The organism is Variovorax durovernensis (assembly GCF_977011995.1).
In genome coordinates this window covers 126,383-150,930 of the sequence record NZ_CDRNCW010000003.1, presented here as the reverse complement: position 1 = coordinate 150,930, position 24,548 = coordinate 126,383, and the positions used below count along the sequence as shown (strand labels likewise).

The following is a 24,548-nucleotide window of genomic DNA, read 5'->3' as shown; positions in this document are numbered from 1 at the left end:
TGGCATGCCGATGACGATGGTCCAAGATCGGACGCACCGTTATCGTTTGGAGATGTTTCATGTTCTCGTATCCAGTTGCCTTCGCCCCGCGGACTCTGGCCCTCATTCGCCGTTCCTCGGTTTGCGCGCTGTTGAGCAGCGTCCTCAGCGCCGGTGCGTTCGCCCAGACGTCAGGCATCGGTGTTTTGGCGCTCCAGGACGCCCTGCGCCTGGCGCAAGACCGCTCGCAACAGCTGGTCGCTCAAGATGCCCTCGCGACGGCCTCTCGCGAAATGGCGGTCGCCGCGGGCCAGCGACCCGATCCCACGCTGCGTGCGGGCATCAACAACCTGCCGGTGAACGGTGAAGACCGCTTCAGCCTGACGCGCGATTTCATGACGATGCGGTCCGTGAGCGTGATGCAGGAACTCACGCGAAGCGACAAATTGAGCGCACGTTCGGCACGCTACGAGAAGGAAGCTGAAGTGGCCGAGGCCGGCCGGTCGCTGGCGCTGACAAAACTGCGAGGCGGCACCGCTGCCGCCTGGCTGGATCGCTATTTCCAGGAACGTATGCGCGAGGTGCTGCTGCAGCAGCGCGACGAAGCGAGGCTGCAGATCGAGGCGGCAGACGCCGCTTACCGCGGGGGCAAAGGCAATCAGGCCGACGTATTCGCGGCCCGCTCGGCGGTGGCGCAGATCGAAGACCGCATCGTTCAGGTCGAGCGCCAGATCGCCACAGCCACTACCGCGCTCGCGCGCTGGGTCGGTGCGCCGGCCGCCTCGTCGCTAGGTTCACTGCCGAAGATCGATCAGGTTCCCCTTGTCCAGCAGGATCTGGAGACGCGCCTGGCGCACCACCCGCAGATCCAGTTGATGCTCATGCAGGAGGAGACGGCAAAGGCCGAGGCGGAGATTGCGCGCGCCAACAAGAAATCAGACTGGTCGGTGGAGGTCATGTACAGCCAGCGCGGTGCCGCTTATTCCAACATGCTGTCCGTGAACCTGTCGGTGCCTTTGCAGTGGGACCAGAAGAACCGGCAAGACCGTGAACTGGCATCCAAGCTGGCCATGGTCGAGCGCATGCGGGCTGAACGCGAAGAGGCGACGCGCAGCCATGTGTCCGAGGCGATGGCGATGCTGCAGGAGTGGCAAAGCGATCGCGACCGGCTGGCTCGGTACGACAACTCGCTCATTCCCCTTGCTGCAGAGCGCACGCGGGCGGCGATCGCCGCCTACCGAGGCGGCGCGGCCCCTCTCTATGGGGTCCTGGAGGCGCGCCGCAATGAGATCGACATCCGTATGGAGCGCATCCGGCTCGAGATGGATGCTGGGCGCCTGTGGGCGCAGCTGAACTACCTGATCCCCGAAGGCCACGCGTCCTCGAAGTCCTGAACACCGGAGAAACCCTTATGAAACTCAAACCCCTCGTGCTCGGACTGGTCGCCGCCAGTGTGCTCATCCTCGGCGGCTATGGGATTTACGCGCTCGGCAAACGCCACGGCAGCGACGGCTCGGCAGCGACGGTGGCTGCCGCCTCAGGCGCCCCAGGCGCCCCAGGCGACAAGGTGGACCCGGCCACCGGGCGGAAGGTGCTGTACTGGCACGACCCCATGGTGCCGGGCCAGAAATTCGACAAGCCGGGCAAATCGCCCTTCATGGACATGCAGCTGGTGCCCGTCTACGCCGGCGAGTCCGGCGACGAGGGGACCGTCGCCGTCAGTCCACGCGTGCAACAAAACCTGGGCATCCGAACCGCCGAGGTAGCGCGCGGCGAAATGACGCCGCGCGTGGAAGCCGCCGGCAGCATCGCGTTCAACGAGCGAGACCAAGCCTTCGTGCAAGCACGGTCCACGGGCTTTGTCGAGAAGTTGTTTGTTCGCGCCACGCTGGACCCTGTGGTCAAGGGTCAGCCGCTCGCCGAGCTGTACGTGCCGGACTGGATTGCTGCACAGGAAGAATTCCTCTCGGTGCGCCGCATGCAGGGGACCGATCTGGCGGTGCTCGTCGACGGGGCGCGCCAGCGCATGCGCCAGGTTGGCATGACTGACGACCAAATCCGCCTGGTCGAACGCGCTGGCCGGGTTCAACCACGCATCACGCTCGTAGCCCCGACCAGTGGGGTGCTTGTCGAGCTGACCGCGCGCGAAGGTATGACGGTCATGCCAGGCGCAACGCTCTTCCGGATCAACGGCCTGTCGACCGTATGGGCCAATGCCGATGTACCGGAAGGCCAGTCGGCCCTGCTTCGCGCCGGATCGATCGTGCAGGCGCGTTCCCCTGCAGTTCCGGGAAAAGTGTTCAAGGGCAAGGTCCAGGCCATCTTGCCGGAAGTCAATCAAGCCACGCGCACGATCAAGGCCCGCATCGAACTGGCCAACCCGCAAGGTCAGCTCTCACCGGGCATGTTCGTGAGCGTCGCGCTGAACGCGGACATCGAGCAAGGGCTGATGGTTCCGACCGAGGCGATCATCCAGACCGGCCGGCGCATGGTGGTCATGGTGGCCGAAGGCGACGGCAAGTTCAGGCCGGTGGACGTCGAGATCGGCAACGAATCCAACGGCCAGACCGAGATCAAGCGCGGCCTTCAAGCCGGTCAAAAGGTCGTGACCTCCGGCCAGTTCCTGATCGACTCCGAGGCCAGCCTCAGAGGCACGACCACGCGCATGGAGGATGGCGGCAAGGCTGCAGGTGCCACCGCCGGCGGTGGTATGGCCGCGGCGGCAGAGCACACCGGCAAAGCCAAGGTCGAGGCCATCGGCAAGGACACGGTTTCCCTGTCGCACGAGCCGATCCCTTCGATGCAGTGGGGGGCCATGACGATGGACTTCGGCATGCCGGCCGCCGGTCTGCCGCAAGGCCTGAAGCCGGGTCAGACCGTGAACTTCGCGTTCCATATGAACAAGGAAGGCCTGCCAGTGCTGACGCGGATCGACCCCGCCGGCGCAGCAATGCCCGCGCCCGCTGCCAAGGATGCGATGCCGATGGGATCTTCGGAGAAGAAGCAATGATCGCCAAGCTGATTCGCTGGTCGATCGTCAACCGCTTCCTGGTGCTGCTGGCTACCGTGATGGTCAGCGCCTGGGGCGTCTACTCCTTGATGCGCACACCGCTCGATGCGCTGCCGGACCTCTCCGACGTGCAGGTCATCATCCGCACCACTTATCCGGGGCAGGCGCCACAGATCGTCGAGAACCAGATCACCTATCCCCTCACGACGACGATGCTGTCGGTTCCGGGCGCAAAGACGGTCCGAGGGTTCTCATTCTTCGGTGACTCGTTTGTCTATGTGCTGTTCGAGGACGGCACCGACCTCTACTGGGCCCGCTCCCGCGTGTTGGAGTACCTGAACCAGGTGCAATCGCGCTTGCCGGCGAGCGCAAAGGCCTCCCTCGGGCCCGATGCCACCGGAGTGGGCTGGGTCTACTCGTATTCGCTGTTGGATCGCAGCGGCAACCATGACCTCTCGCAATTGCGCGCGCTGCAGGACTGGTTCCTGAAATACGAGCTCAAGACCGTCGCCAACGTGGCCGAGGTCGCCTCGATCGGTGGCATGGTCAAGCAGTACCAGGTCGTTCTTGATCCGGACCGGTTGCGCGGCTACAACTTGACGCACAGCAAGGTGGTCGAAGCCATCCAAAAGGCCAACCAGGAAAGCGGCGGCTCGGTACTCGAACTGGGCGAGGCCGAGTACATGGTCCGTGCCTCCGGCTACCTGAAAACCCTCGACGACTTCCGCAAGATCCCTCTGATGACCACCGAGGCGGGCGTCTCCGTGCGGCTGGGCGACGTGGCCCGGATCCAAACGGGTCCCGAGATGCGGCGCGGCATCGGTGAACTCGACGGCGAAGGCGAAGTTGCGGGCGGCGTCATCGTGATGCGCTCCGGCAAGAATGCCCTGGAGACGATCGACGCCGTGAAGGAAAAGCTCAAGAGCCTGCAGGCGAGTCTGCCCAAGGGCGTGGAGATCGTGCCGACCTACGATCGCTCGAACCTGATCGAGCGCGCAGTGGAGAACCTCACGCACAAGCTGATCGAGGAGTTCATTGTCGTCGCGGTGGTGTGCTTCATCTTTCTGTTTCACCTGCGCTCGGCCTTCGTCGCCATCGTTTCGCTGCCTCTTGGCATCCTGGCTGCCTTCATTGTGATGCGGTACCAGGGCGTCAACGCCAACATCATGTCCTTGGGTGGCATTGCGATCGCGATCGGCGCCATGGTCGACGCCGCGGTGGTGATGATCGAGAACGCGCACAAGCACATCGAAAAATGGCGTCACACCCATCCCGATGAAGAACTCAAGGGCGAAACGCACTGGCAGGTGATCGGCGAATCGGCCGCCGAAGTGGGTCCGGCGCTGTTCTTCTCGCTGCTGATCATCACGCTGTCATTCATCCCGGTGTTCACGCTGGAGGCGCAGGAAGGTCGCTTGTTCTCGCCGCTGGCGTTCACCAAGACCTATGCGATGGCGGCGGCCGCAGGGCTGTCTGCCACACTGATTCCGGTCCTCATGGGCTACCTGATCCGGGGCAAGATTCCCGATGAAAACAAGAACCCGCTGAATCGATTCTTGATCGCCATCTACCGGCCGCTCTTGAACGCGGTGCTGCGCGCACCCAAGCTGACGATCGGCGCGGCCGCTGTGCTCCTGGTGGCCAGCCTGTGGCCGTTGCAGCATATCGGTGGCGAGTTCATGCCGCCGCTGGACGAAGGCGATCTGTTGTACATGCCCTCGGCCTTGCCGGGACTCTCGGCGGGCAAAGCGTCCCAGTTGCTGCAGCAGACCGACCGCCTGATCAAGACGGTTCCGGAAGTGGCGACCGTGTTCGGAAAGGCCGGCCGCGCCGAGTCGGCCACCGATCCCGCGCCGCTGGAGATGTTCGAGACCACCATCCAGTTCAAGCCGAAGGATCAATGGCGCGCCGGCATGACCCAGGACAAGCTGGTCGAAGAACTCGACCGCATCGTCAAGGTGCCGGGCTTGTCCAACATCTGGGTGCCACCGATCCGCAACCGCATCGACATGCTGGCCACGGGCATCAAGAGTCCTGTTGGCGTCAAGGTGGCCGGCACCGACCTGGCGGAGATCGATCGGGTGACCGCACAGATCGAACGCGTCGTCAAAACCGTACCCGGGGTCTCCTCGGCGTTGGCAGAGCGTTTGTCGGGTGGGCGGTATGTCGACGTCAAGATCGACCGTGACGCCGCAGCGCGCTTTGGCATGAACGTCGCCGATGTGCAGTCCATCATCGCTTCCGTGATCGGGGGAGAGAACGTCGGCGAGACGGTCGAGGGCCTGTCTCGCTTCCCGATCAACGTGCGCTACCCACGTGAGTTCCGGGACTCGGTCGAGCGGGTGCGGCAGTTGCCGATCGTGACCGACCGCGGCGCCCGCATCGTGTTGTCCGACATCGCAAAGGTCGAGGTGGTCGATGGACCCCCGATGCTCAAGAGCGAAAACTCGCGCCTGTCCGGCTGGATCTATGTGGACATCCGCGGCCGCGACCTGCGTTCCGCAGTGCACGACATGCAGCGCGCTGTCAGCGAGCAGGTCAAGGTGCCACCGGGCTACTCCGTTTCATGGTCCGGGCAGTTCGAATTCCTCGAGCGCGCCACCGCCAAGCTGAAGATCGTTGTGCCGTTCACGCTGCTGATCATCCTGGTGCTTCTGTACCTGACTTTCAAGCGCTTCGACGAGGCACTTCTGATCATGGCCACCCTGCCTTTTGCGTTGGTCGGCGGGATCTGGCTGCTGTACCTGCTCAACTACAACCTCTCGGTTGCCGGGGCGGTCGGGTTCATTGCCTTGTCAGGCGTTGCCGCCGAGTTTGGCGTGATCATGCTGCTGTACCTCAAGCACGCTTGGGATGAGCGTATCGCGAGCGGCGCGACGAGCAACGATGACCTGCTGGATGCGATCCGCGAAGGCGCAGTCCTGCGCGTGCGCCCGAAGGCAATGACCGTTGCAGTGATTCTGGCGGGCCTGGTGCCGATCATGTGGGGCTCCGGCACGGGCTCGGAGGTGATGCAGCGCATCGCTGCGCCGATGGTGGGAGGCATGGTCACAGCGCCCTTGCTTTCCATGTTCGTGATCCCGGCTGTCTACTTCTTGATCCGCAAGAAGCGCGAGCGGCGTGCCGCAAGGCCCGGATTCTGGAGACGAGGCCATGTCGCCGAGTGAGTCCCGTCGTCATCGGCTCGCTTGCGTCGGCGCCGTCGCCTGTCTGCTTCTCGTGCTGTTCTGTGGCGCGAGCCGGGCATCCACGGGACGCGTTGTCGGCGAGCGGCCAATGGTGGCGTCGGCACCGGTATTGGAGGAGGCACTGCGCCCGATGCCGAAGGCATTGGACGACATGCCTTGTGCGCAGTGCTATGCGGCTCCCGAGCCGGGGGCCGGCGTCGGCGCAGAGAGCGAGCCACGGGGAGCCGTGCCGCAGCAGCACCACGCAACCTCGGTTGCCGACACCACTTTGCCCAAGGATGCCGGAGGCTGGCCGCCGCGAATGCCCGTGCGCATCGCGTTTTGCCGGTGGCTTGATTGATCAACGACGTTGTCCCGAATAACAGTTCCATATCAGTTGATCAATCAAAGGAGTCAATCATGGAGACGATTTCATCTTTGCGTCGCCGCGGGAATGCAGGGGCCCCCATCATGAAGAAGCTGCTCGTGTTTCCGGCCGGCATCGTGGCGCTGGGCGCTGTCTTGACCGCATGTGCCGGTCCTGGCTGGCAAGAGGACACCAAGGCCGCGGAGCTCAGTCCCGCGCAGCAGTGCGCCGCGGAGCGCTTGGTGTTACCGCTCGATCATGGGCCACGCCCGCAGACGACGCCGTACGAGAACAAGCTTCGCAAGCAGCGCTTTGAGGCCGAAATGAAGGCCTGCAAGGCAGCGGCCGCCAAGGGGGTGGCCCAATGAACCCGCTTCGCCGCCGCTTCAGCGCGACGACCGCGATCGCCCTGGCCGTCCAACCGATGTGGGCCAGGGCGGCTGCGCCGGTTGTCGATGTCTGGAAAGGCCGTGGCTGCCTGTGCTGCGAGGCTTGGGTCAAGCACCTGGAGCGCGGCGGCTTCAGCGTCACGGTCCACGACGTCGGCAACACCGAGGCGCGAGCGCGCCTGGGCATGCCGCTGAAGTACCGCGCGTGCCACACCGCCAGCGCCGCTGGTTATGTGCTGGAAGGGCATGTTCCGCTCCGGGAGATTCAGCGGCTGCTGCGGGAGCGTCCCGACGCGATCGGGCTCGCCGTTGCCGGCATGCCGCGCGGCTCGCCGGGAATGGATGGCCCGGCGTACCGCGGGCGGCGAGATCCGTTCAATGTGCTGCTCGTTCATCAAGACGCGAGCACCACGATCTACCAGTCCTACCAATGAAAGGAAACACAATGAACATCCCACGTATGGCGCTTGCCGCCGCGCTTTGCGCTGCGCTCACACTGCCCGCGCTGGCACAGACCGCCATGCCGATGCCCTCCGGCGGAAGCGTCGCAGCTTCGAGCGCGCTCGCCGTTGGCACGATCAGGCACATCGACGCCGCGCAGCACGTCCTGACGATCGAGCACCAAGCCATTGCCCGCATGAACATGCCGGGCATGACGATGCAGTTTCGTCTGGACAAGGGCTTGTCTACCGACGGATTGAGCGTCGGTCAGCCGATCGCCTTCACCCTCACTCAATCGAGCGACGGACTGGCCATCAGCGAGGTGCAGCCCATCCGCGTCTCGGCCGCCGCCGCCCCCTCTGCGGGCGCATCGAGGCCTCACCACGGCATGCAAGGCCAGGACACTTCCCGCATGAACATGAGCAGAATGGACAAGGAGGCGATGGCCAAGTGCCACGACATGATGATGAAGCCCCAGTGAGCACCACGCCCGCTTTGCTCAGCACGCCGCCGAACGGTGGCTCCCAATCAATCGTTAGCCAGGAGTTCTTATGAAAAAAGTAGTATTCGCCTCTCTCGTCGCCGCAGCCCTGCTGCCCGCAGCCGCTTTGGCACAGCAGAAGATGGACGACATGAAAGGCATGGACATGTCCAACATGAAAGACATGAACATGCCCAAGAAATCGGGGGCCTCGGCCCAATCCACCCACATGGCCATGGGCGAAGTGAAGAACGTCGACCCCAAGGGCCAGGTCGTCACGGTCGCTCACGAACCGATCACGTCGTTGAACTGGCCGGCGATGACCATGGGCTTCGTGGTCAAGGACAAGATGCTGATGGACAAGCTGGTCGTCGGCAAGAAGGTCCAGCTCGAGTTCGTGCAGGAGGGCGGCAAATACGTCGTCACTTCGGTGAAGTAAGCACGACGATCGAGCCGCGACGCGTTCCGGTCGTCCTCCCGGACTGGGGCGCGCCGCACATCGAACGGACAGGCGCCATGTCTGGTTGCCAAGCTGGCTGCGGCAGTTGCGGATGCGATCGCGGCGGCTGTGACGCATGCCAAGCGGCCCCGGGGAGCGAGCCGGGGCGTCGAACGAGCGGCTCAAGGGGTGCGGGTCGACGGATGCCCGGAGGGCGCCCTTGGTCGCGCAGCGTCATCTGCGGCAGAGCGTGCCGTCAGCATCCGGCCGGCCGCATCGACCTTGACCAAGCCGAGCCGCGGGTGGCTCCAGTAGCGTGTTTTGCCGTCCTCGGTCTGGACCTTGGCCGGCGTGGCCTGATCACGCGCTTGGTTCTCGGCGGGTGCTGCGAAGGAGGCTGCGGAAGCGAGCGACAGTGTCGCGGCCAGAATGGACGCAAAAAGTTTGTTGGACATGGTCGTAAACCCTCATCATTGGTCATTTGAAAACGTCAGCGACGGCTGACGGCCTCACGCGTTCCGAACGAGGTCGCAGGGGCGTCGTGATGAGGGAGAGTTTGAAAGCGGACGAGGCACCAGAGGCTGATGCTTTGATTACGTTTTTGCAATGCGGACAGGATCCACTGGGATGCCCGCAAACCGTTCAAAGAAATGAAAATCCTGTTGATCGAAGACGAAGCGAGCGCCGCTGCCTACTTGAAGCAAGGTCTGACCGAGAGCGGCTTCACGGCGGAAGTCGCGACCAATGGCAGCGACGGCCTGCACGCAGCCATGAACGGAGATCATGACCTGGTGGTCTTGGACGTGATGCTGCCCGGCATCGACGGCTTTGCGGTGTTGTCCGCCCTTCGAACTTCGAAGCAGACGCCGGTGCTGATGCTCACGGCGCGCTCCAAGGTCGACGACAAGGTCAAGGGTTTCGACCTCGGCGCCGACGACTACCTGGTCAAGCCTTTCCAGTTTCCCGAGCTGCTTGCTCGAATCCGCGCGCTCCTCAAGCGCGGTGCCAAAGCAGCGTCCGACGACGTGCTGCGCGTCGCGGACCTCGAGGTGGATTCCGTCAAGCATCGCGCCATCCGAACCGGCCAGCGCATCGATTTGTCAGCCAAGGAGTTCGCGTTGCTGGTCTTGTTCATGCGCAGGAGCGGCGAAGTGCTGTCCAGGACGCAGATTGCTTCGCTGGTCTGGGACATCAATTTTGATTCCGATACCAACGTCGTGGACGTGGCCGTGCGCCGCTTGCGCGTCAAGATCGACGACCCCTTCGAGACGAAGCTGATCCACACCGTGCGGGGGGTGGGCTACGTGTTCGAGCACCGGCCATGAGGCCGAAAAGCCTGTCGGTGCGGCTGGCGCTGTTGGTCGGCCTGTTGGGCCTTTTGCAGGGTGCCGGCGTCCTGTGGTTTTCCTATCACACGATGCAGCAGGAACTGGGGGCACAACGGCGGTCCGTCCTGCGTGACAAGGTCGACTACGCTCGACAACTGATCGGTGAATTGCCGGACGAAGTGGCTATTCGCGCCAGTGCCTTCGAGCTCGTGGACCTCATCACCGGACACGCCGAGTTGCATCTGGCGATCGCGCGACGGGGGTCCACGAATCCCACCGTCGCGTTCAGCCGCGAAGCCATTGAATCCTTAAGCCGATTGAAGGACGACACCTGGGGAACAGACGCATTCCTGCAGTGGCGTGCGCAGACCAGCAACGCGCCGATGCTTTCACAGGCCGGGGCCGTGCAACTCAAAAACGGCGAGGCCTACGAGATTGTCGCCACCGTCGACCGCAGCGAAGACCAGCGGCTGCTGCGCAGTCTGCTGGTCACCGCACTGACCGGGGCACCATTCGGCTTGGCGCTCGTGATCGTCAGCGCACTGGCTATTGTCATGTTTGGTCTGCGGCCGTTGCGGCGTTTCCAGAAAGCCGCCACCGGCATCACGGCTCGCAACCTCTCGGCCCGGATCGACTCGAAGGGCCTGCCCACCGAACTGCAAGGCCTTTGCCACGCTTTCAATGCCATGCTGGAGCGCCTGGACGACGGGGTGCGCCGGTTGTCGGAGTTTTCGGAGGATTTGGCTCATGAACTGCGTACGCCTCTGGCGACGCTGCTGGGCCGCACGCAGGTCGTGCTGTCGCAGCCGCGCACAGTCGAGCAACTGACGGACCTGCTCGAAAACAACGTCGACGAACTGGAGCGACTGAGCCGTCTGGTGTCCGACATTCTGTTCTTGGCGCAAGCCGATCATGCGCAAATGGCCGTAGAGCGGCGCGAACTCGATCTGGCGGACCAGGCGCGCACCGTCGCTGAATTCTTGCAGTTGCTGGCCGACGAGCGCGGCATCAAGATCTCGGTGGAAGGCAGCGCGCGCGTGGCAGCAGACGGCGGCCTGGTGCAAAGGGCGATCACCAACCTGCTGTCCAATGCCGTGCGTCATGGAGCACAGGGAATGCCGGTGACGGTGGCCGTGTCGTATGCCGATGAACTGAGTGCCAAGTTGGAGGTGGTCAATCAGGGTGAACCGATCGCGCCCCAGCACTTGGAACGGCTCTTTGACCGCTTTTACCGCGTCGACAGTTCGCGCGCGCGCGATTTGGGCGGCACCGGCCTCGGATTGGCGATCGTCAAAGCGATCATGGGACTTCATGGCGGGCGGGTCGCGGCCACCAGCAGCGCAAGCGGCGAGACGCGCTTCGCGCTTTACTTTCCGCGTGCGGACAAGGGCCGCTGACCGATTCTCCGGCCTCTGGACGTCGCATTGTTCAGCCGGCACCCCATCAGCGCGCTAAACAGGACACCGGCACCGCCTGCGGTGATCGAGATTGAGCGTCTCGCCGGCCCATGCGCACACGTACCGCCTCATCATGAGGTCGGTGCCGTCTCATTCCAACCCGCGAAATCCCTTGACCTTTACACGGTGGGAAGGTGGAGACTGTTCTGGAATAGGAGCCCATCATGCAACTGCACCCTCACAGTCCAGGCGCAACGGAGGCCGACAAACGTTCTCATCGGCATCCCGTTGGTGCGAATACTCAGCTTGCCGCGGGTGAGCATGCCGGTCAGCGCGACGCTTTGAGCAAGCGGGCCGCAGTTGCAGGTGTCGAATACACCTGTCCCATGCACCCGCAGGTGCGGCAGATGGGGCCCGGAAACTGTCCGATTTGCGGGATGGCTCTGGAGCCGGTTGTCGCTACGGTGGAAACAGGGGAGAACCCGGAACTGAGGGACATGAACCGTCGGTTCTGGGGTGGGTTGGCGCTCACCGTGCCTGTGGTCGCGCTCGAGATGGGCGGCCACCTCGCCAATCTGCAGAGCTTGATGAGTCAGCAAACATCGAACTGGCTTCAACTGTTGTTCGGCACACCGGTGGTGCTGTGGGCCGGCTGGCCGTTCTTCGTTCGGGGGTGGGCCTCTGTGACGAACCGCAACCTCAACATGTTCAGCCTCATTGCGCTGGGCGTTGGTGTTGCCTGGGTGTACAGCATGATCGGCGCGATGGCACCACGGTTGTTCCCGTTGGACCTGCGCACGGGGGACGGGGCGGTTCCGATCTACTTCGAGGCGGCTGCGGTCATCACCGTCCTGGTGCTTTTGGGGCAGGTGCTGGAATTGCGGGCGCGCGAAAGGACGTCCGGTGCGATACGCGCCTTGCTCGACCTCGCACCGAAGACGGCCGTGCGCGTGAGAAGCGACGGGTCCGACGAGACGGTGGAACTCGACGCTGTGCTCGTGGGCGAGCGGCTACGGGTGCGCCCGGGGGAAAAAATACCGGTAGACGGCGAGATCGTGGAAGGCAAGGCGACGGTCGACGAGTCGATGGTCACCGGTGAACCGATTCCGGTCGTCAAGACGCCCGGTTCCAAGGTCACTGCCGGCACTCTCAACCAGACGGGTGGCTTCGTCATGCAAGCCGAAAAGGTGGGCGCTGATACCCTACTTGCCCAGATCGTCCAGATGGTTGCGTCCGCTCAACGCAGCCGCGCCCCGATTCAGCGGATGGCCGACCGGGTGGCGGGCTGGTTCGTGCCGGTTGTGATTGCCGTCGCGCTTCTGGCCTTCGGCGCCTGGCTTGTCTGGGGACCCAGCCCGGCCGTCGCGTACGCACTTGTCTCTTCCGTCGCCGTCCTCATCATCGCCTGTCCCTGCGCTCTTGGCCTGGCCACACCGATGTCCATCATGGTGGGCGTTGGGAAGGGCGCGCAGCACGGCGTGCTCATCCGAGATGCACAGGCGCTGGAGCGCATGGAGAAGGTCGATACGCTCGTGGTGGACAAGACAGGCACGTTGACGCAGGGGCGGCCGAAGGTGGTGCGCGTCGAATCGGCGCCTGGCTTTGACGTCGCCACGGTGCTTCAGAAGCTCGCCAGCGTCGAGCGGGCGAGCGAACATCCACTGGCCGCCGCCATCGTCGCCGACGCACTGGAGCGCCAGTTGCCCCTGTCGCCCGTTCTGGACTTTGACTCACCCGTCGGCAAGGGCGTGATCGGCATGGTCGAGGGCGCGCGGGTGATCTGCGGAAGCGCGAAATTTCTGGCTGAGAACGATGTCGACGTCAGTGGCATGGCTGCAGCGGCAGACGCTGTGCGGGCGCAAGCTGCGACGGTCATCTTCGTGAGCATCGACGCCCGCCTGGCTGGTTTCGTCGGCATTGCCGACCCCATCAAGCCCAGCACACCGGAAGCCATCGCCGTGCTGCGCCGCGAGAACATCCGCGTGGTCATGCTCACCGGCGACGGCAAGACCACCGCGGAGGTTGTAGGTCGCCAGCTCGGCATAGACGAAGTCATTGCAGACGTTCTGCCGCAAGACAAGACATCAGTGGTGCAACGGCTGAAGGCCGAGGGCCGGGTGGTGGCCATGGCAGGCGATGGCGTCAATGACGCCCCGGCGCTGGCTGCAGCAGACGTTGGCATTGCCATGGGAACCGGCACCGACGTTGCCATGGAGAGTTCAGGGGTGACGCTGCTGCAGGGTGATCTCATGGGGATTGCGCGTGCGCGTCGCCTTTCGCAGGCCACGATGAAGAACATCCGAACCAACCTCTTTTTCGCCTTCTTCTACAACGTCGTTGGGATTCCGATAGCAGCTGGCATGCTGTACCCGTTCTTCGGCATCCTCCTGTCGCCGGTGGTGGCGGCCGCCGCGATGGCGCTGTCGTCGGTGAGTGTGATTGCCAATTCGCTGCGTCTACGCGCGAGCAAACTGGTCGATTAGTTGTTGGTCGTAAAGGATCGCCGGAGAATAAACATTCGCCCCACGGCGAAGGTCAACCGGTCCCCCTCTTGACCTTGCCACAGCGGTAAGGTGTTGGCTGAAGGTATCGACAACAGGGTCGTTTGGAGGCATTGCGATGGCGCACAGATCTGACGTTTCCCAGGGCCTGGGGCAGGAGGTGCTACGGCTATATAAGCAGGCGGTGGCCGAGCGGCGATGGGAGGTCGCCGAGTTCCTGATGTGCGCTCTGGAGCAGTTGGCAAAATCCGACTTGGAAAGTGAGGCTGCAGTTGAGCAAGGTTACTTGTACATCGGCCGCGGTCGGCAGTCTTTCAATGCGTGAGACGTGACGCCGATTGCCATGGCGGTTGCAACCCGCAGGCCCCTCGTCCAGAAGCGTCGCGGCGTTGTTCCAAATCAACATGGCTCAGACACCGAGGCCGGTCCCCAAGGGGATCTTGAAGTGACACCGCACACCCCGCACAAAGCGGGCGCCGTCGACACGCGACCACATCCAAGATCTGCATAGTCTTCGCAGCGGCTTTTTATCGGGTTGTGCCCCACTGGACGGGGGACCAGTCACGACGACGAGGCCGCTTAGCCTTGCCGACCAACTGCCGCGCATGCCGCGGTGCACGCGCTCCGTGTTGCACTGTTCGCGGCTGCCTGCAGGTGACGAAATCGTCATGCGGCGGTCAGGCGGTTGTTGTACCCCAGCTTCTAAAGTTTGAACCGTGACGCAAGCGAGACGGTCGACCTTGAAGCCGATCACCGAGGCGTCATTTCTCTTAACTTTCAAGGAGCCTGAGATGAAGAAGATTCTGCTCGCGATTGGGACCACAACACTGCTGCTGTCCGGCGCCTACGCGCAGAGCCAGACGCAGGAAGCGGCTCCGCCGACCAACACCAAATCGCAAATCTTGGCCGAGGCCAGGAAGAATGCGAAGCCGACAGGCGTCAAACAGATCAAGGATGGCGGCACCGCCGTTGGACAAGGCTCGGGCGTGATGGGGACGAGCAAGTCCGAGATGGTTGGCGAGAGCCGGAAAGCGGCGCGTGAGGCGCGTCCCCACCGGGATTCGACGCAAGGCGGCACCCCCAAAGAATCGCGGTGACGACAAGTTCCTTCATCGTCGTACCGGACCGGCGCCTTGCCAGTCCGGTCGACGTGAACGACCCGTCGAACGTCAAGTGTCCCATCCTGCCGCGCCCCTATTTCAAGGAATTTGATTATGAACTGCAATTTGAAAACGATCATCAAGATTGGTATCGGGCTAGGAATTGCCCTGACCGCTGTGTACTTCGCATTGCCCTCATCCCACGCGTTCATTCTGGCCAGTGCACCCTTCTTGCTGTTCCTCGCCTGCCCGATCGCGATGATTTTCATGATGAAGGGCATGAACGGCGCCACGAAAGATGAGAGCGCCAAGGTTGAAGAGGGCAAAGTGAATTCCGTGGTGGGCGAGACCAAGCCAGACAAGACCTAACGCGAATCTCGACCACGCATTCACGCACGTTCGGCTGCGCGGCTGCGCCAACGCCGGAGCCAAGCGAAGCCCTTGCCGGAGTAAGGTGGGATCAGCACCCTCGTGACAGATTGCTGTTCTACGGATGAACTATTGTGATAACTCTTCTTATCGCAATAGCCATCTCATCTGGCTAAACTCCGAAGATGAAAAGTACCCTGAGCACCCGGATCCTGGAAGAGGCGTCGCAGGACTTCCCCGGTGCCGCGGCGCTCGCGGCCCTGCGCGCCTGGTACGCCGGCATGGGCACCACCGAGGCTGTCGCTCAGTTCCTGCCGCACAGCACTGGCGCAGGCAGGTCATCCCGCGCCGTCCTGGGCGACATCCGGCGCCAGTTGGCGGACCGCGCCCGCCGGTGCCGCCGCGACGATCTGGCGCAACTGATCCTGCACCCGTCCTCCGAGCGGCCGAAGCGGGTCTGTGCCGTCATGGCGGCGATCGACCTGTTGCGCGGGCTCGCCGTGCCGCGGCCGCTGGTGACGGACGCCGTCGAGCGCTGGCTGCCCGCGCGCATCGCCAAGCCCATCCAGGCCCACGGCCTGCGCACGCTGGCCGATCTGACGGTGCGCGTGCCGCGCCGGCGGCGCTGGTGGGCGGACATTCCCGGCTTGGGCGCCACCGGCGCCAGGCAGGTGGAAGCTTTTTTTGCGGCGCATCCGTCTCTGACCGCCGCCGCCCGTGCGCTGGTGCCGGTCGGCATGCCGCAGGACGTGGTGCCCTGGGAGCGGCTGTACGTGCCCCACGAGGTCGACGGCTCGCGCGGTGCCTTCCGGGCGCCGCTGGAGACCTGCATCCTGGGCGCGCGCAACGACTACGAGGCGGTGCAGGCTTGGCTGTCGCTGCACGAGTCGGCGGCCACCCAGCGGGCCTACCGCAAGGAGGCCGAGCGGTTGATCCTCTGGGCCATCCTGGAGCGCGGCAAGGCGCTGTCGTCGCTGACGACAGAAGATGCCGTGGCGTACCGGGCGTTTCTGCGTCACCCCGCACCACGCGGGCGTTGGGTCGGACCGGCCGCGCCGCGTTCCTCGCCCGAGTGGCGGCCATTCACCGGTGCCCTGTCAGCCCGCTCCGTGGCCTACGCGCTGTCGGTGGCCGGAGCCTTGTTCCGCTGGCTGATCCAGCAGCGCTATGCGCTGGCCAATCCCTTCGCCGGCATCAAAGTCCGGGGTGCCTCGAGGTCAGAGCCGCTGGCGGTGACGCGGGTCTTTGGCGAAGGGGAATGGGCGATCCTGCAGGCGGTGGCCGAGGGCCTGGAATGGGTGCATGGCTGGGAAGCACCGGCGGCGCAGCGGCTGCGGTTCGTGCTGGATTTTGCCTACGCGACCGGGCTGCGCATTGGTGAGTTGGTCGGCGCAACGCTCGGCCAGATCGAGGCGGACATTCATGGCGATCACTGGCTGCGCCTGGTGGGCAAAGGCGGCAAGGCCGGCAAGGTGGCGCTGCCGCCGCTGGCCCGGTCTGCGCTGGACCGGTACCTGATGCAGCGTCAACTGCCGATCACGCCGGCCCGATGGAATCCGAAGACGCCGCTGCTCGGCAGCCTGGAGTTGGAGAGTGTTGCCGGCATCACGGCCACGCGGCTGTGGAGCATCATGCGGCGCTTCTTTCTGAAGGTGGCCGAGGCCGTCGAGGCGGACAGCCCGGCGCTTGCGGACAAACTGCGCCGTGCCAGTCCCCACTGGATGCGCCACACCCATGCCACGCATGCGCTGGCGCGCGGCGCGGAACTCACGACGGTGCGCGACAACCTGCGCCACGCCTCTATCACGACGACCTCGATCTACCTGCACGGCGACGAGGTTAAGCGGGCGCGGCAGATGGATACCGCGTTCGCAGCACGCGGCCCGAACTCATGAGCCGGCCGCGGCGGCTGCCTTGCGCAGGGCGCGCAGTTCCAAGCGCGCGGACTCGCGGATGTCGTCGCGGTCCAGTTCGACGGCGGTGTCGTCGGCCCAGGTTTGCCAGAGGCTTTCGAGCCAGGCTTGGCGGGTGCTGAAGGATTCGACCGCGTAGTCGAGCCAACTGGCGTATCCGGCGGGCGGTGGTAACGGCTTTTGAATGGTGAAGAGGAATTCTCCTTGGTGAGTCGAAACAGGGCCGAGATCATCCAATGCGACAGCGATGGCCGGCAAGTCCAATTTGCATCTGTTGCTTATTGATCCTGCCGGGTGATCAGCGCTCGAACCGCGGTGCCGTATTGCTGCTGGATCTGGGCCCACTGGGTAGCCCGCTGCTCGTAGGCCGTTGTTTCCTCGGTCGTCATCGCCTGACTTGCCTGCGCCCAGCGCGCAAAGGTAGCCACGGTCGAGACGCCGCGGTCGTGGCCGGCGCGCAAACGCCGAGGAACGGCGCTCGTCCAGGCTAATGCGCGTTCGCCGTTGACCCGCTCGAAGATCGAGTCAACGATTCGGACTCCGGCGCTTTTCGACGTTGCATTGCTGTATTTGCCGCCGACAACGATGTCAGAGAATTTCATGTGCCGTTCAGATTTCTTTTTAAATCAATAGCTTAGATGCTTTGTGTCTTGCTGAGCCACGGCAGTCCAGTCCCCAACCTCAATTCCGCCGCCCTCGGATCGCTCGGGCATCAGGAACATCGAACCAAGCACACCAATCTGCACGGAAAGGACGATCACCCCGAGCTACGCTGGGCGTTTTCTGAGTCGCGTGCAAATCACAGCGGTTTGGCATTGAATTCCCATATGAATCAAGCACTTGTGAAAGGCCTGGTGTCGAGGCACTTTCTGATTCATGTGCAAACCGCAGCGCTGCGGTGCATCACATGGCCCCGGCAGCACGCCGCTTTGGGGCGGTCTTGTGCAGCAAGGCGTCCTCGAACTGCTCGATCCTGAACGCGATGGTTCCGCGAAAGTTGATGTGCCCGAAGTGCACCGGCCCCATGCGGCGCAGCCAGGCATCTTCGATGGGGTGCTGTTCCTTGCGCCAGCGATCGACAACACCTTGCATCCTCATGGTGTTCCATGCGACGACCACGTTCGTCAGCAAGGCGTGAGAACCCGAGATGGCCCGCATCTCGTCGCGCCGGCGACCGCGCTCGGGAAGAATCCGGCCATGGTAGATGGCACGCTGAAGTTGGTGCACCGACTCACCCCGGTTCAGCAGCGTGTGGATCTCGCGGCGGAATTCGGTGTTGGTGAAGTAGTCGCACAGAAAAATCGTGCGCAACAGCTTTCCCAGCTCATCTGCGGCCCGGTGCAAAGGATCACCCTTGGCGGCGCTGCCGAGTTTTTCCAGCGCTTCCTTGGCCGAGAGATGGCCGCCGCGGATCGAGGCGATCAACCTCAAAAGATCATCCCAGCCTTTGGTGATCGCCCGCTCGGAGACGTCGCCAATGGCAAGCTGCTCCAGATTCTCGGGTCGCTCGAACGAGCGCGGCAGATAGAGCTTGCGCTCGGCGAGATTCTGCAGGCGAACGCACAGGTCGAAGCCCAGCAGCTTCGCGACGGCCATCGCGACGTTCGTGTAGCCGTGCGTGTCCACCGCGAGCAGAGACAACCGGAGACCGTCGGCACCCAATGTGTTGTTGTGGGACTCCACCCCGTGAACCGCGACCGGTGCCTGGCGCTCGTTCAGGACGATCGGCTGGTCATAGAACAGGCCGTACGATCCCATGACGTGCGAATAGACCCCAACCGCGGGCGTGCGCCGGCGCGGGTCCAGCCGCGCGTTGTACAAGTGCCTGGACGCGTCCAGCGACATCATGTCGGCCGACGCCTTGTCGCCCTTGCCCCAAAGGCTTGCGATAGGGTGCTGGCGCTGGAATGCGACGAGACGCTCATTCGCACGCCGAAGGCGGCCATGCCCTTCCAGGGACCGCATGGCGGCCGAGATGTGAGAAACCTCCAGGCCGGGAACCATCGCGGCGACACCTCTCGCATCGTTCTCAGTGCCGTGCGCCAGGAGCGCACCGTACAAGGCACTGAGTTCGCGGGGCGTTTTCGCACGACTGCCCAAAAGCAGTTCACTGAAACCGACATGCGCATCGAGTTCAACGATCATGTCGCCGAACTGGGCATCGCCGATGATCGCAAAGATGGCATCCCGGCTCCGGCTGGCTTGGGCGTCGACGTCCATCGGCTGGATGGCAGGCAGTCGCACATGCCCTTGGGCGTCGATCTCGACCTTTCCGGCGGCGCACGCGGTGGACAGCGCCTGGAGGCATTCCTTCAGGGTGCCATGAAGGCGATCCAGAAATTGCTTCGGGTCGGCTGTGAGGCTCAGGGCACTGATCAAGCTCTGCCGCTTCTTCTTCCAGTCCTGCGGCGAGATCAACTGATCCTGCCTGTTGCGGTGGCTCCAGCTGTGATCGATCCACAGACGACCACCGCGCAGACCCTTGCGCACCGACGTGAGGGTGGACGCGCGAAGCGCGGCAAGAGCCTTCTTGCGATCGGGAGCATTCAGCAACTCATGCCACACCGGGTCCGTGATCGTGACATCGAAATCCTTAGGCAACTCTCTGATGCCACGCGCCTGGAGGTCGCGCAGCGCCTGGATCTGCTTGAGGGGACGCTGCGATTCATCGCCCTTGACCTCGAAGTGTGCCAACGAATTCAGCAGGGCTGTGATCTTCTGGTTGTCCTGCGTGAGTGCCTGCCTGACAAGCGCTGCGCGGCTCGTGAGGGGAGAACCGCACTCGGGCGGGATCAACGCTTTCAAGGCTTCGATCTTCTGCTGGGCCGTCTGGTCCTCGGCATACAGCAAGTTGCGAATCTTTTCGCGCTCCTGGCGCAGTTCGATGGCGCCACGTGCCTGCGTGGACTGGACCCGGCTGGAGGCATGGCGCACAAAATCGCAGACGCGGCGACCGGCCATGTACACGGTGGCGTCCGTCAGCTCGAGCAGGGTCACGCGCAGGAAACAAGCAATCTCCACCGCCTTCCTGTCCTCGCTCAGCCGCTCGGTGTCGAACGGGGGCCGGCTGACGACGCTATGGCTGTAAGCCCTCAGGCGCGCGTTCGAGATGCCGGACAGCGCCCAGTCGTGAACGCCGAGGGATTTGAGGTAGGAGACCTTCTCAGTGACCTCACTCAGGCCGCTGGGACCATGTTTACCCGGCGGCACCCTCAGCCATTCGAGAATGGTGCCACCCGTTCGGCCACGGCGCTTCGAAAACACCCGGGTAATGGCCCGCCTCAACATCGGTGCAGAGATCTCGCTGCGCACCGAGGCGAGCGCGGCGGCTTCAGTGGCCGCAAAGGCCTGGCGGGCGATGTCCCGAATCGCACGATCCCCTGGCAGGAGGTGTCTGCGGTCGAAGAGCCAGTGCTCAGCCTCCTTGACGAGTTCGTCGACAGATGAGGCCGTCGCCGCGAGTTCAGTCAGCGCGTCGGCAAGTTGTTTGAGAGTCGAGTCGTCGGCCGGGGAGAGGCCACTGGCTTCTCGGGCCCATTTTTGATGAGCGAATCGCGTGGCCGACCGCTTGTACAGCGTCTTGAGCGTTGCGATCGCCGTGTCGTTCAACGCCAGCGATATGCAAAGGGATTTCAGCAGCGCTCGGGGAATGCCCGTGACCTTGTCGAGAGAGCGACCCGTGGCCCGAATGAACACCAGTTGCAGTGCTGCACCCAGTCGCGCGCTCTTGAACTTCTCTCGAACGTCGGCGATGTCCTTCTCACTCAGGCGAAAGGATTCATCAACATCCATCTCCGAAAGCGACTTGGGCAACTCGACCGCACCCACGAACCTCAAGTGGAAACTCGACACCGTGTTCCTCTCGTCGACGCCGAATGGCGCAGGCGGCGCCAATCATGGCAGAGACGGAGGTCCGTGAAACCCGGGCTGAGTTACTCTTGCGAATACAAGGGTTTACCCTTTATTCAAACCGCTGCGATTTGCACCGGAACCGAGATCACCCCAGTATGGAGAGTTCCGCGCCGGACGCGCAAGGTTGATCCAGGACTGCCGGAGGCATCGGTCCGAGGACGGGGCAGGGGATTAGTTGTTGGGTCAGTCCACTAACTCGCTTGCGTCACCGGCCGACGGGTAGCGTCAACCTCGACGCATGTGGCCCAAGCTCTACTTCCTGGCCGATGATCAACGCGTCGATCAGCTTCTTCGAGAACTGCTTCCCCGCGGATGCGCCGCCATAGGTTCGAGCAGCCGGGGACGAAACCGTTGCGGCAGAACATCCCGTGTGAACCACGACCTCGAGCGCAGGCAACCCCGCGGGTGTGTACCACGCCACTCCGCTGCGAAGGTCGCGATTCCGTTCGGCCGCCTTGGTGGCCAGAGCGGCGTTCTTGAATTCACTCGCCTGTGCCGGATCCGCGAGGTGCGCGCGGATTTTGAGAGCCAGCTGTGCCGTCAGCGGGTTGACGGGCAAGCGCACCAGGTAGTCCAGCGTCTCTAGCAGAAGACGTTCCGAGGCGGCCAGGCCGGCGGCGTTGTCGGCAGTCATGGCTTTGGCGCTGCGTCGTCGCTCGATGGCGACTGCGACTCGATCGAAGCGGGGCGGTCGGCGCGTGTCGCCTTGAGGGTCTCCTCAAGAGTCGACGCAGGGTACGCGTTACGGTACGCCTCGAGCACGAAGCCGCGATGCATGAGGTAGTCGCCAGTCTCGTAGTAAACCAACTGCGCGTCGATGTAGGCCTCGATCATCGAGATGGGAAACTGGATCGGCGGCAGGCCGGAAGCGATGAGGATCGCGTTCTGGAACACTCGCGAGCTGCGCTTGTTGCCGTCCTCGAACAATTGGAGGTAGGAGAGATTGCAGGCGGCGTACACCGAGGCGTCGAATGGTTCGCCGGCGCGGCCGAGTGACGTGAAGAGCGCGCCGGCCTGCTTCTCAAGGTAGCGCACGCCATCGGGCGGCACGTACTCAGAGCCAGCGATTCGCACGCGCGTGGTGCTGCGCGTCGCGCCGAGCTGATCGTCGGGCAGTATCCCGCGCATGAGTGTGGCGTGCACCCGGCGCAGGCCGTCAAGGCCGGCGTCGACGATCTCATGCGCGTTGGCCAGGATCATCGCGTAAGCGTCGCGCAGGTTCACGAGCATCTGCGCCTCCACGAAGCTCTTGCCACCAGCGGTCCTGCCCATCTTGAGCAGCGTGATGGTCTCGGCGCGCGAGTAGGTGTTGCCCTCGATCTGCGCGGAGGTGTATGCGAAGTCGATCGCCGACTCTTCCTTCCAGCGCGGATTGCTCAGGAGCATCGAGAGCGGGTTGCGCTGGGCGCACAGACGAAGCTCCGCCAGCTCGTTTTCACGAAAGACTTCGACGTTTTCAAGACGCGAGGGAACGTAGCTGATGGTCATGGAGTCAGTTTATCGGGACTGCAGTTTCGTGCGGGATGTCTTCGCAACGGACAAGGCGAACTGCAGCTGTCGTTCGCGCTCAGCGATTGCGAGACGTTTTGCCTCTACCTCCCCGTGCTGATCGATTCGAAAGACGGTTCGCAAATAGCTCCCCTTCGCTCGGGTTCGAGCGACCCACGCCAAAGGCTGTCCATCCGTTTTCGAGACGACGCAAGTCACACCGCTGCACCCGGTTTTGTTGCGCTTGTGCGCCACCTCCGGAGGCACCAGCGCCGGGCTGGGCAGATCGGAGTCGATCTCCAGCCGAATAGGTTCTGGCGAACCTCTGTGCCGATGCAGTTTTTCGGCGGCGTCGCCCCTTAGGATCCCAGTCAGGATCCGCAGTTCCACCTGTTCGAGTTGCCTTGCACGCTCGGCGATCGCCATCTTGCGCGCATGGCGCCCATAGCGCCCGACGCTGAAAGATTTCTGGAGGATCTTGCCTGGATAGATCTGCGTGTGCGCTCTCCACAGCTTTGGCTTGCCTGTGCTGTCCCGTTGGCAGAAGACACCCGGCACCCCTTTGCTATCGCGACGAGGCCGCTGGGATATGTCCCGCCGATACTGCATTGGATTGGCAGCGATGAAATTGTCTCGCCAGGCACGGGCGGCTCTGAGCGCAGCTCTGATGCCGCCGTGCTCGTCGAAGCCGAATGCCTTCCTGGTGCGCTTCGTCTTGCGCGTCAGCGTCACCGCGTAGGCGGTTGCCTCGCGCGTGATTCCGTAGTTGGCGGCGAGTTTTCGGGGCTTCGATTGCATGCGCGCCCCTCAGTCTGTGTCGCGCTTGCGCGGGCCGCGGGTGCGGCCGGGTGGAGGAGCTGGTAGCGCCTCGGCGCGATCGGAAGGCGCGGCCATGGCCTGCTTCAGCAGCTCTCGGGTGGCTTCGTGCGCGACCATTTCCCGCGCATGAAGGGCCTGCGCTTCCTGAAGTCGACTTCGCGTCCCTTCGAGCTCCGCGCGCAACTGCGTAAGGATGCCGACTTTTTCGGCGATGCGCAGGTCCGCATCGACTTTGACCTGTGCGGCCGCGGCGCGCACAGTACGCAGTTCCTCGTTGAGCTTGTCACGCACCTCGGCGAGTTGATGCTCGAGCTGCGTGCGCGCCGTCCGCTCCTTGACGTTGGCGAGCGCCGCCTGTTTGGCTTCCTCGCGGGCGCGGTCGACCTCCTGCAGCAGCCGGCGCTCGCCGGCGACGTGTCGGTCCTCGGCTTCCTGGGCGGCCAGGTCGCGCCGGGCCAGTGCCGCAGCGTGCTCGGCGCGCAGCGCATCCTTGGCGCTGTGAGCATCGATGAGCTGGCGCCCGAGTCGGGCGATTTCCTGGTCGGCGCTCTTGCGATAGGCCGCGGCATCGGCGGCCTGGTCCGCCAGCTGGCGCTCCAGCGCCTCGCGCGCGGCCTGCGAAGAGGCGAGGGCGGCGTCGAGGCTCTTGCGTGCCTCCTCGAAGGCGACTTCGCGCCGCTGCAGCTCGCCTTCGCCCGTGGACAGCGCCTGGGCCTGCAATTCCAGCTGCCGGCGCACGGCCTGGGTTTCGCGTGCCTGGGTCTGTTCGGCGTTCTTCATGGCCGCGTCCCACAAGTGCTTGGCGGCCTGGGAGACCTCGAAAGGGAACTCCAAGGCCGCCGGAGCCGCCGTACCGCCTTCAGGGGGGGCGACGCGCACCTCCAGGCTAGACGTGCCCGCCAGGCGCATAGGCAGCCGCCTGAACCATTCCTCCAGCATTGGCGCCACTGTGTTGGGAGAGCCGCCACCGAGCTCCTGGCGAACTCGTTCGATCGTCGGCCGCAGGCCTTTGAGGATCATTTCGTCGCAGGCACGCAGTACGGACTCCAGTTGCACACCCGGGCGGCCCGGGCGTGCCGGAGACACGCGCGGGAACGGGCTCGCGCGGCCGGGATCTGGCAATGCCGGCGGGCTGGCCACCTCAACGGCTGCGGCCGCGTCATGAGGATCGGTTTTAGGGCCGCTTTGAACGCTCGGACGCGCCGATTCTTCTCTGGACACTGTGTTTCCAATCAGTTAAAAATAAGGTTCGATAAGCAAGTTTATGACCGCTTATCTATTTAGTATTGTAAGACACGATATCGTGTATCGTAATATTTAATCCAAATGGAACCTATCTTACCACCCCCCGCCCCACTGGAGAATGCCCTGGCGCCGTTGTTGCCGGTGCGCGTGCCGTCGCTGGAGTTGCTAGATCCGCAGCACCTGTCCCAACTGGCCGAGGAGTC

General features: G+C 63.7%; 21 protein-coding genes. 13 read left to right on the top strand and 8 right to left on the bottom strand.

What is annotated here, in order from left to right; all coding sequences use genetic code 11:
- Nucleotides 1–59 precede the first annotated feature (59 nt).
- From ACWV14_RS37865 to ACWV14_RS37835, 7 genes are all read left to right on the top strand, one after another.
- On the top strand, nt 60–1,373 hold the full coding sequence (locus ACWV14_RS37865; RefSeq protein WP_454902690.1) for a TolC family protein: 1,314 nt from the start codon (nt 60–62) through the stop codon (nt 1,371–1,373).
- Nucleotides 1,374–1,390: 17 nt separating this feature from the next.
- Complete coding sequence (locus ACWV14_RS37860; RefSeq protein WP_454906003.1) at nt 1,391–2,989, top strand: efflux RND transporter periplasmic adaptor subunit; 1,599 nt, start codon at nt 1,391–1,393, stop codon at nt 2,987–2,989.
- Nucleotides 2,986–6,156 (top strand): efflux RND transporter permease subunit, encoded by a 3,171-nt coding sequence (locus ACWV14_RS37855; protein WP_454902689.1) that lies wholly within the window; start codon nt 2,986–2,988, stop codon nt 6,154–6,156. Before ACWV14_RS37860 ends, ACWV14_RS37855 begins: the two co-directional genes overlap by 4 nt.
- A gap of 471 nt (nt 6,157–6,627) precedes the next feature.
- Complete coding sequence (locus ACWV14_RS37850) at nt 6,628–6,891, top strand: hypothetical protein (RefSeq protein ID WP_454902688.1); 264 nt, start codon at nt 6,628–6,630, stop codon at nt 6,889–6,891.
- Nucleotides 6,888–7,346, top strand: coding sequence for a DUF411 domain-containing protein (locus tag ACWV14_RS37845; RefSeq protein WP_454902687.1), 459 nt, complete (start codon nt 6,888–6,890; stop codon nt 7,344–7,346). The genes ACWV14_RS37850 and ACWV14_RS37845 overlap by 4 nt, the downstream gene beginning before the upstream one ends.
- Nucleotides 7,347–7,372: 26 nt before the next feature.
- Complete coding sequence (locus tag ACWV14_RS37840; RefSeq protein WP_455240232.1) at nt 7,373–7,834, top strand: copper-binding protein; 462 nt, start codon at nt 7,373–7,375, stop codon at nt 7,832–7,834.
- Nucleotides 7,835–7,904: 70 nt separating this feature from the next.
- Nucleotides 7,905–8,273: a copper-binding protein gene (locus ACWV14_RS37835; protein WP_454902685.1), complete on the top strand. Its 369-nt coding sequence runs from the start codon at nt 7,905–7,907 to the stop codon at nt 8,271–8,273.
- Nucleotides 8,274–8,455: 182 nt separating this feature from the next.
- Here the strand turns inward: ACWV14_RS37835 and ACWV14_RS37830 are convergent, their stop codons facing one another.
- Complete coding sequence (locus tag ACWV14_RS37830) at nt 8,456–8,728, bottom strand: hypothetical protein (protein WP_454902684.1); 273 nt, start codon at nt 8,726–8,728, stop codon at nt 8,456–8,458.
- 195 nt (nt 8,729–8,923) lie between these two features.
- Here ACWV14_RS37830 and ACWV14_RS37825 point away from each other — a divergent pair, with 195 nt between their 5' ends.
- From ACWV14_RS37825 to ACWV14_RS37800, 6 genes are all read left to right on the top strand, one after another.
- Entirely contained in the window at nt 8,924–9,598 is a 675-nt protein-coding gene (locus tag ACWV14_RS37825; RefSeq protein WP_454902683.1) for a heavy metal response regulator transcription factor, read from the top strand.
- On the top strand, nt 9,595–10,998 hold the full coding sequence (locus ACWV14_RS37820) for a heavy metal sensor histidine kinase (protein ID WP_454908365.1): 1,404 nt from the start codon (nt 9,595–9,597) through the stop codon (nt 10,996–10,998). The genes ACWV14_RS37825 and ACWV14_RS37820 overlap by 4 nt, the downstream gene beginning before the upstream one ends.
- A gap of 224 nt (nt 10,999–11,222) precedes the next feature.
- Entirely contained in the window at nt 11,223–13,481 is a 2,259-nt protein-coding gene (locus ACWV14_RS37815) for a copper-transporting P-type ATPase (protein ID WP_454908366.1), read from the top strand.
- A gap of 758 nt (nt 13,482–14,239) precedes the next feature.
- The gene (locus ACWV14_RS37810) at nt 14,240–14,596 is read left to right on the top strand and encodes a cell envelope biogenesis protein TolA (protein WP_454908367.1); all 357 of its coding nucleotides are present in this window, start codon (nt 14,240–14,242) and stop codon (nt 14,594–14,596) included.
- Between the two features lie 117 nt (nt 14,597–14,713).
- Complete coding sequence (locus tag ACWV14_RS37805) at nt 14,714–14,968, top strand: DUF2933 domain-containing protein (RefSeq protein ID WP_455342659.1); 255 nt, start codon at nt 14,714–14,716, stop codon at nt 14,966–14,968.
- 185 nt (nt 14,969–15,153) lie between these two features.
- On the top strand, nt 15,154–16,863 hold the full coding sequence (locus tag ACWV14_RS37800) for a phage integrase family protein (RefSeq protein ID WP_454908368.1): 1,710 nt from the start codon (nt 15,154–15,156) through the stop codon (nt 16,861–16,863).
- On the opposite strand, the gene ACWV14_RS37795 is transcribed toward ACWV14_RS37800, so the two are convergent.
- The 7 genes from ACWV14_RS37795 to ACWV14_RS37765 form a co-directional block, all read right to left on the bottom strand.
- A complete protein-coding gene (locus tag ACWV14_RS37795) occupies nt 16,858–17,139 on the bottom strand; it encodes a hypothetical protein (RefSeq protein WP_454908369.1) in 282 nt (93 codons plus the stop codon). The genes ACWV14_RS37800 and ACWV14_RS37795 overlap by 6 nt on opposite strands.
- Before the next feature lie 20 nt (nt 17,140–17,159).
- Nucleotides 17,160–17,483 (bottom strand): hypothetical protein, encoded by a 324-nt coding sequence (locus tag ACWV14_RS37790; protein WP_454908370.1) that lies wholly within the window; start codon nt 17,481–17,483, stop codon nt 17,160–17,162.
- A 301-nt stretch (nt 17,484–17,784) separates the two neighbouring features.
- Entirely contained in the window at nt 17,785–20,733 is a 2,949-nt protein-coding gene (locus tag ACWV14_RS37785; protein WP_454908371.1) for a Tn3 family transposase, read from the bottom strand.
- A 265-nt stretch (nt 20,734–20,998) separates the two neighbouring features.
- Nucleotides 20,999–21,427, bottom strand: a complete 429-nt coding sequence (locus ACWV14_RS37780) for a hypothetical protein (RefSeq protein WP_454909724.1) — start codon at nt 21,425–21,427, stop codon at nt 20,999–21,001.
- The gene (locus tag ACWV14_RS37775) at nt 21,424–22,281 is read right to left on the bottom strand and encodes a Fic family protein (protein WP_454909723.1); all 858 of its coding nucleotides are present in this window, start codon (nt 22,279–22,281) and stop codon (nt 21,424–21,426) included. The genes ACWV14_RS37780 and ACWV14_RS37775 overlap by 4 nt, the downstream gene beginning before the upstream one ends.
- A gap of 9 nt (nt 22,282–22,290) precedes the next feature.
- The gene (locus tag ACWV14_RS37770; protein WP_454909722.1) at nt 22,291–23,079 is read right to left on the bottom strand and encodes a hypothetical protein; all 789 of its coding nucleotides are present in this window, start codon (nt 23,077–23,079) and stop codon (nt 22,291–22,293) included.
- A 9-nt stretch (nt 23,080–23,088) separates the two neighbouring features.
- Nucleotides 23,089–24,156 (bottom strand): DNA-binding protein, encoded by a 1,068-nt coding sequence (locus tag ACWV14_RS37765; RefSeq protein ID WP_454909721.1) that lies wholly within the window; start codon nt 24,154–24,156, stop codon nt 23,089–23,091.
- Nucleotides 24,157–24,548: the final 392 nt, after the last annotated feature.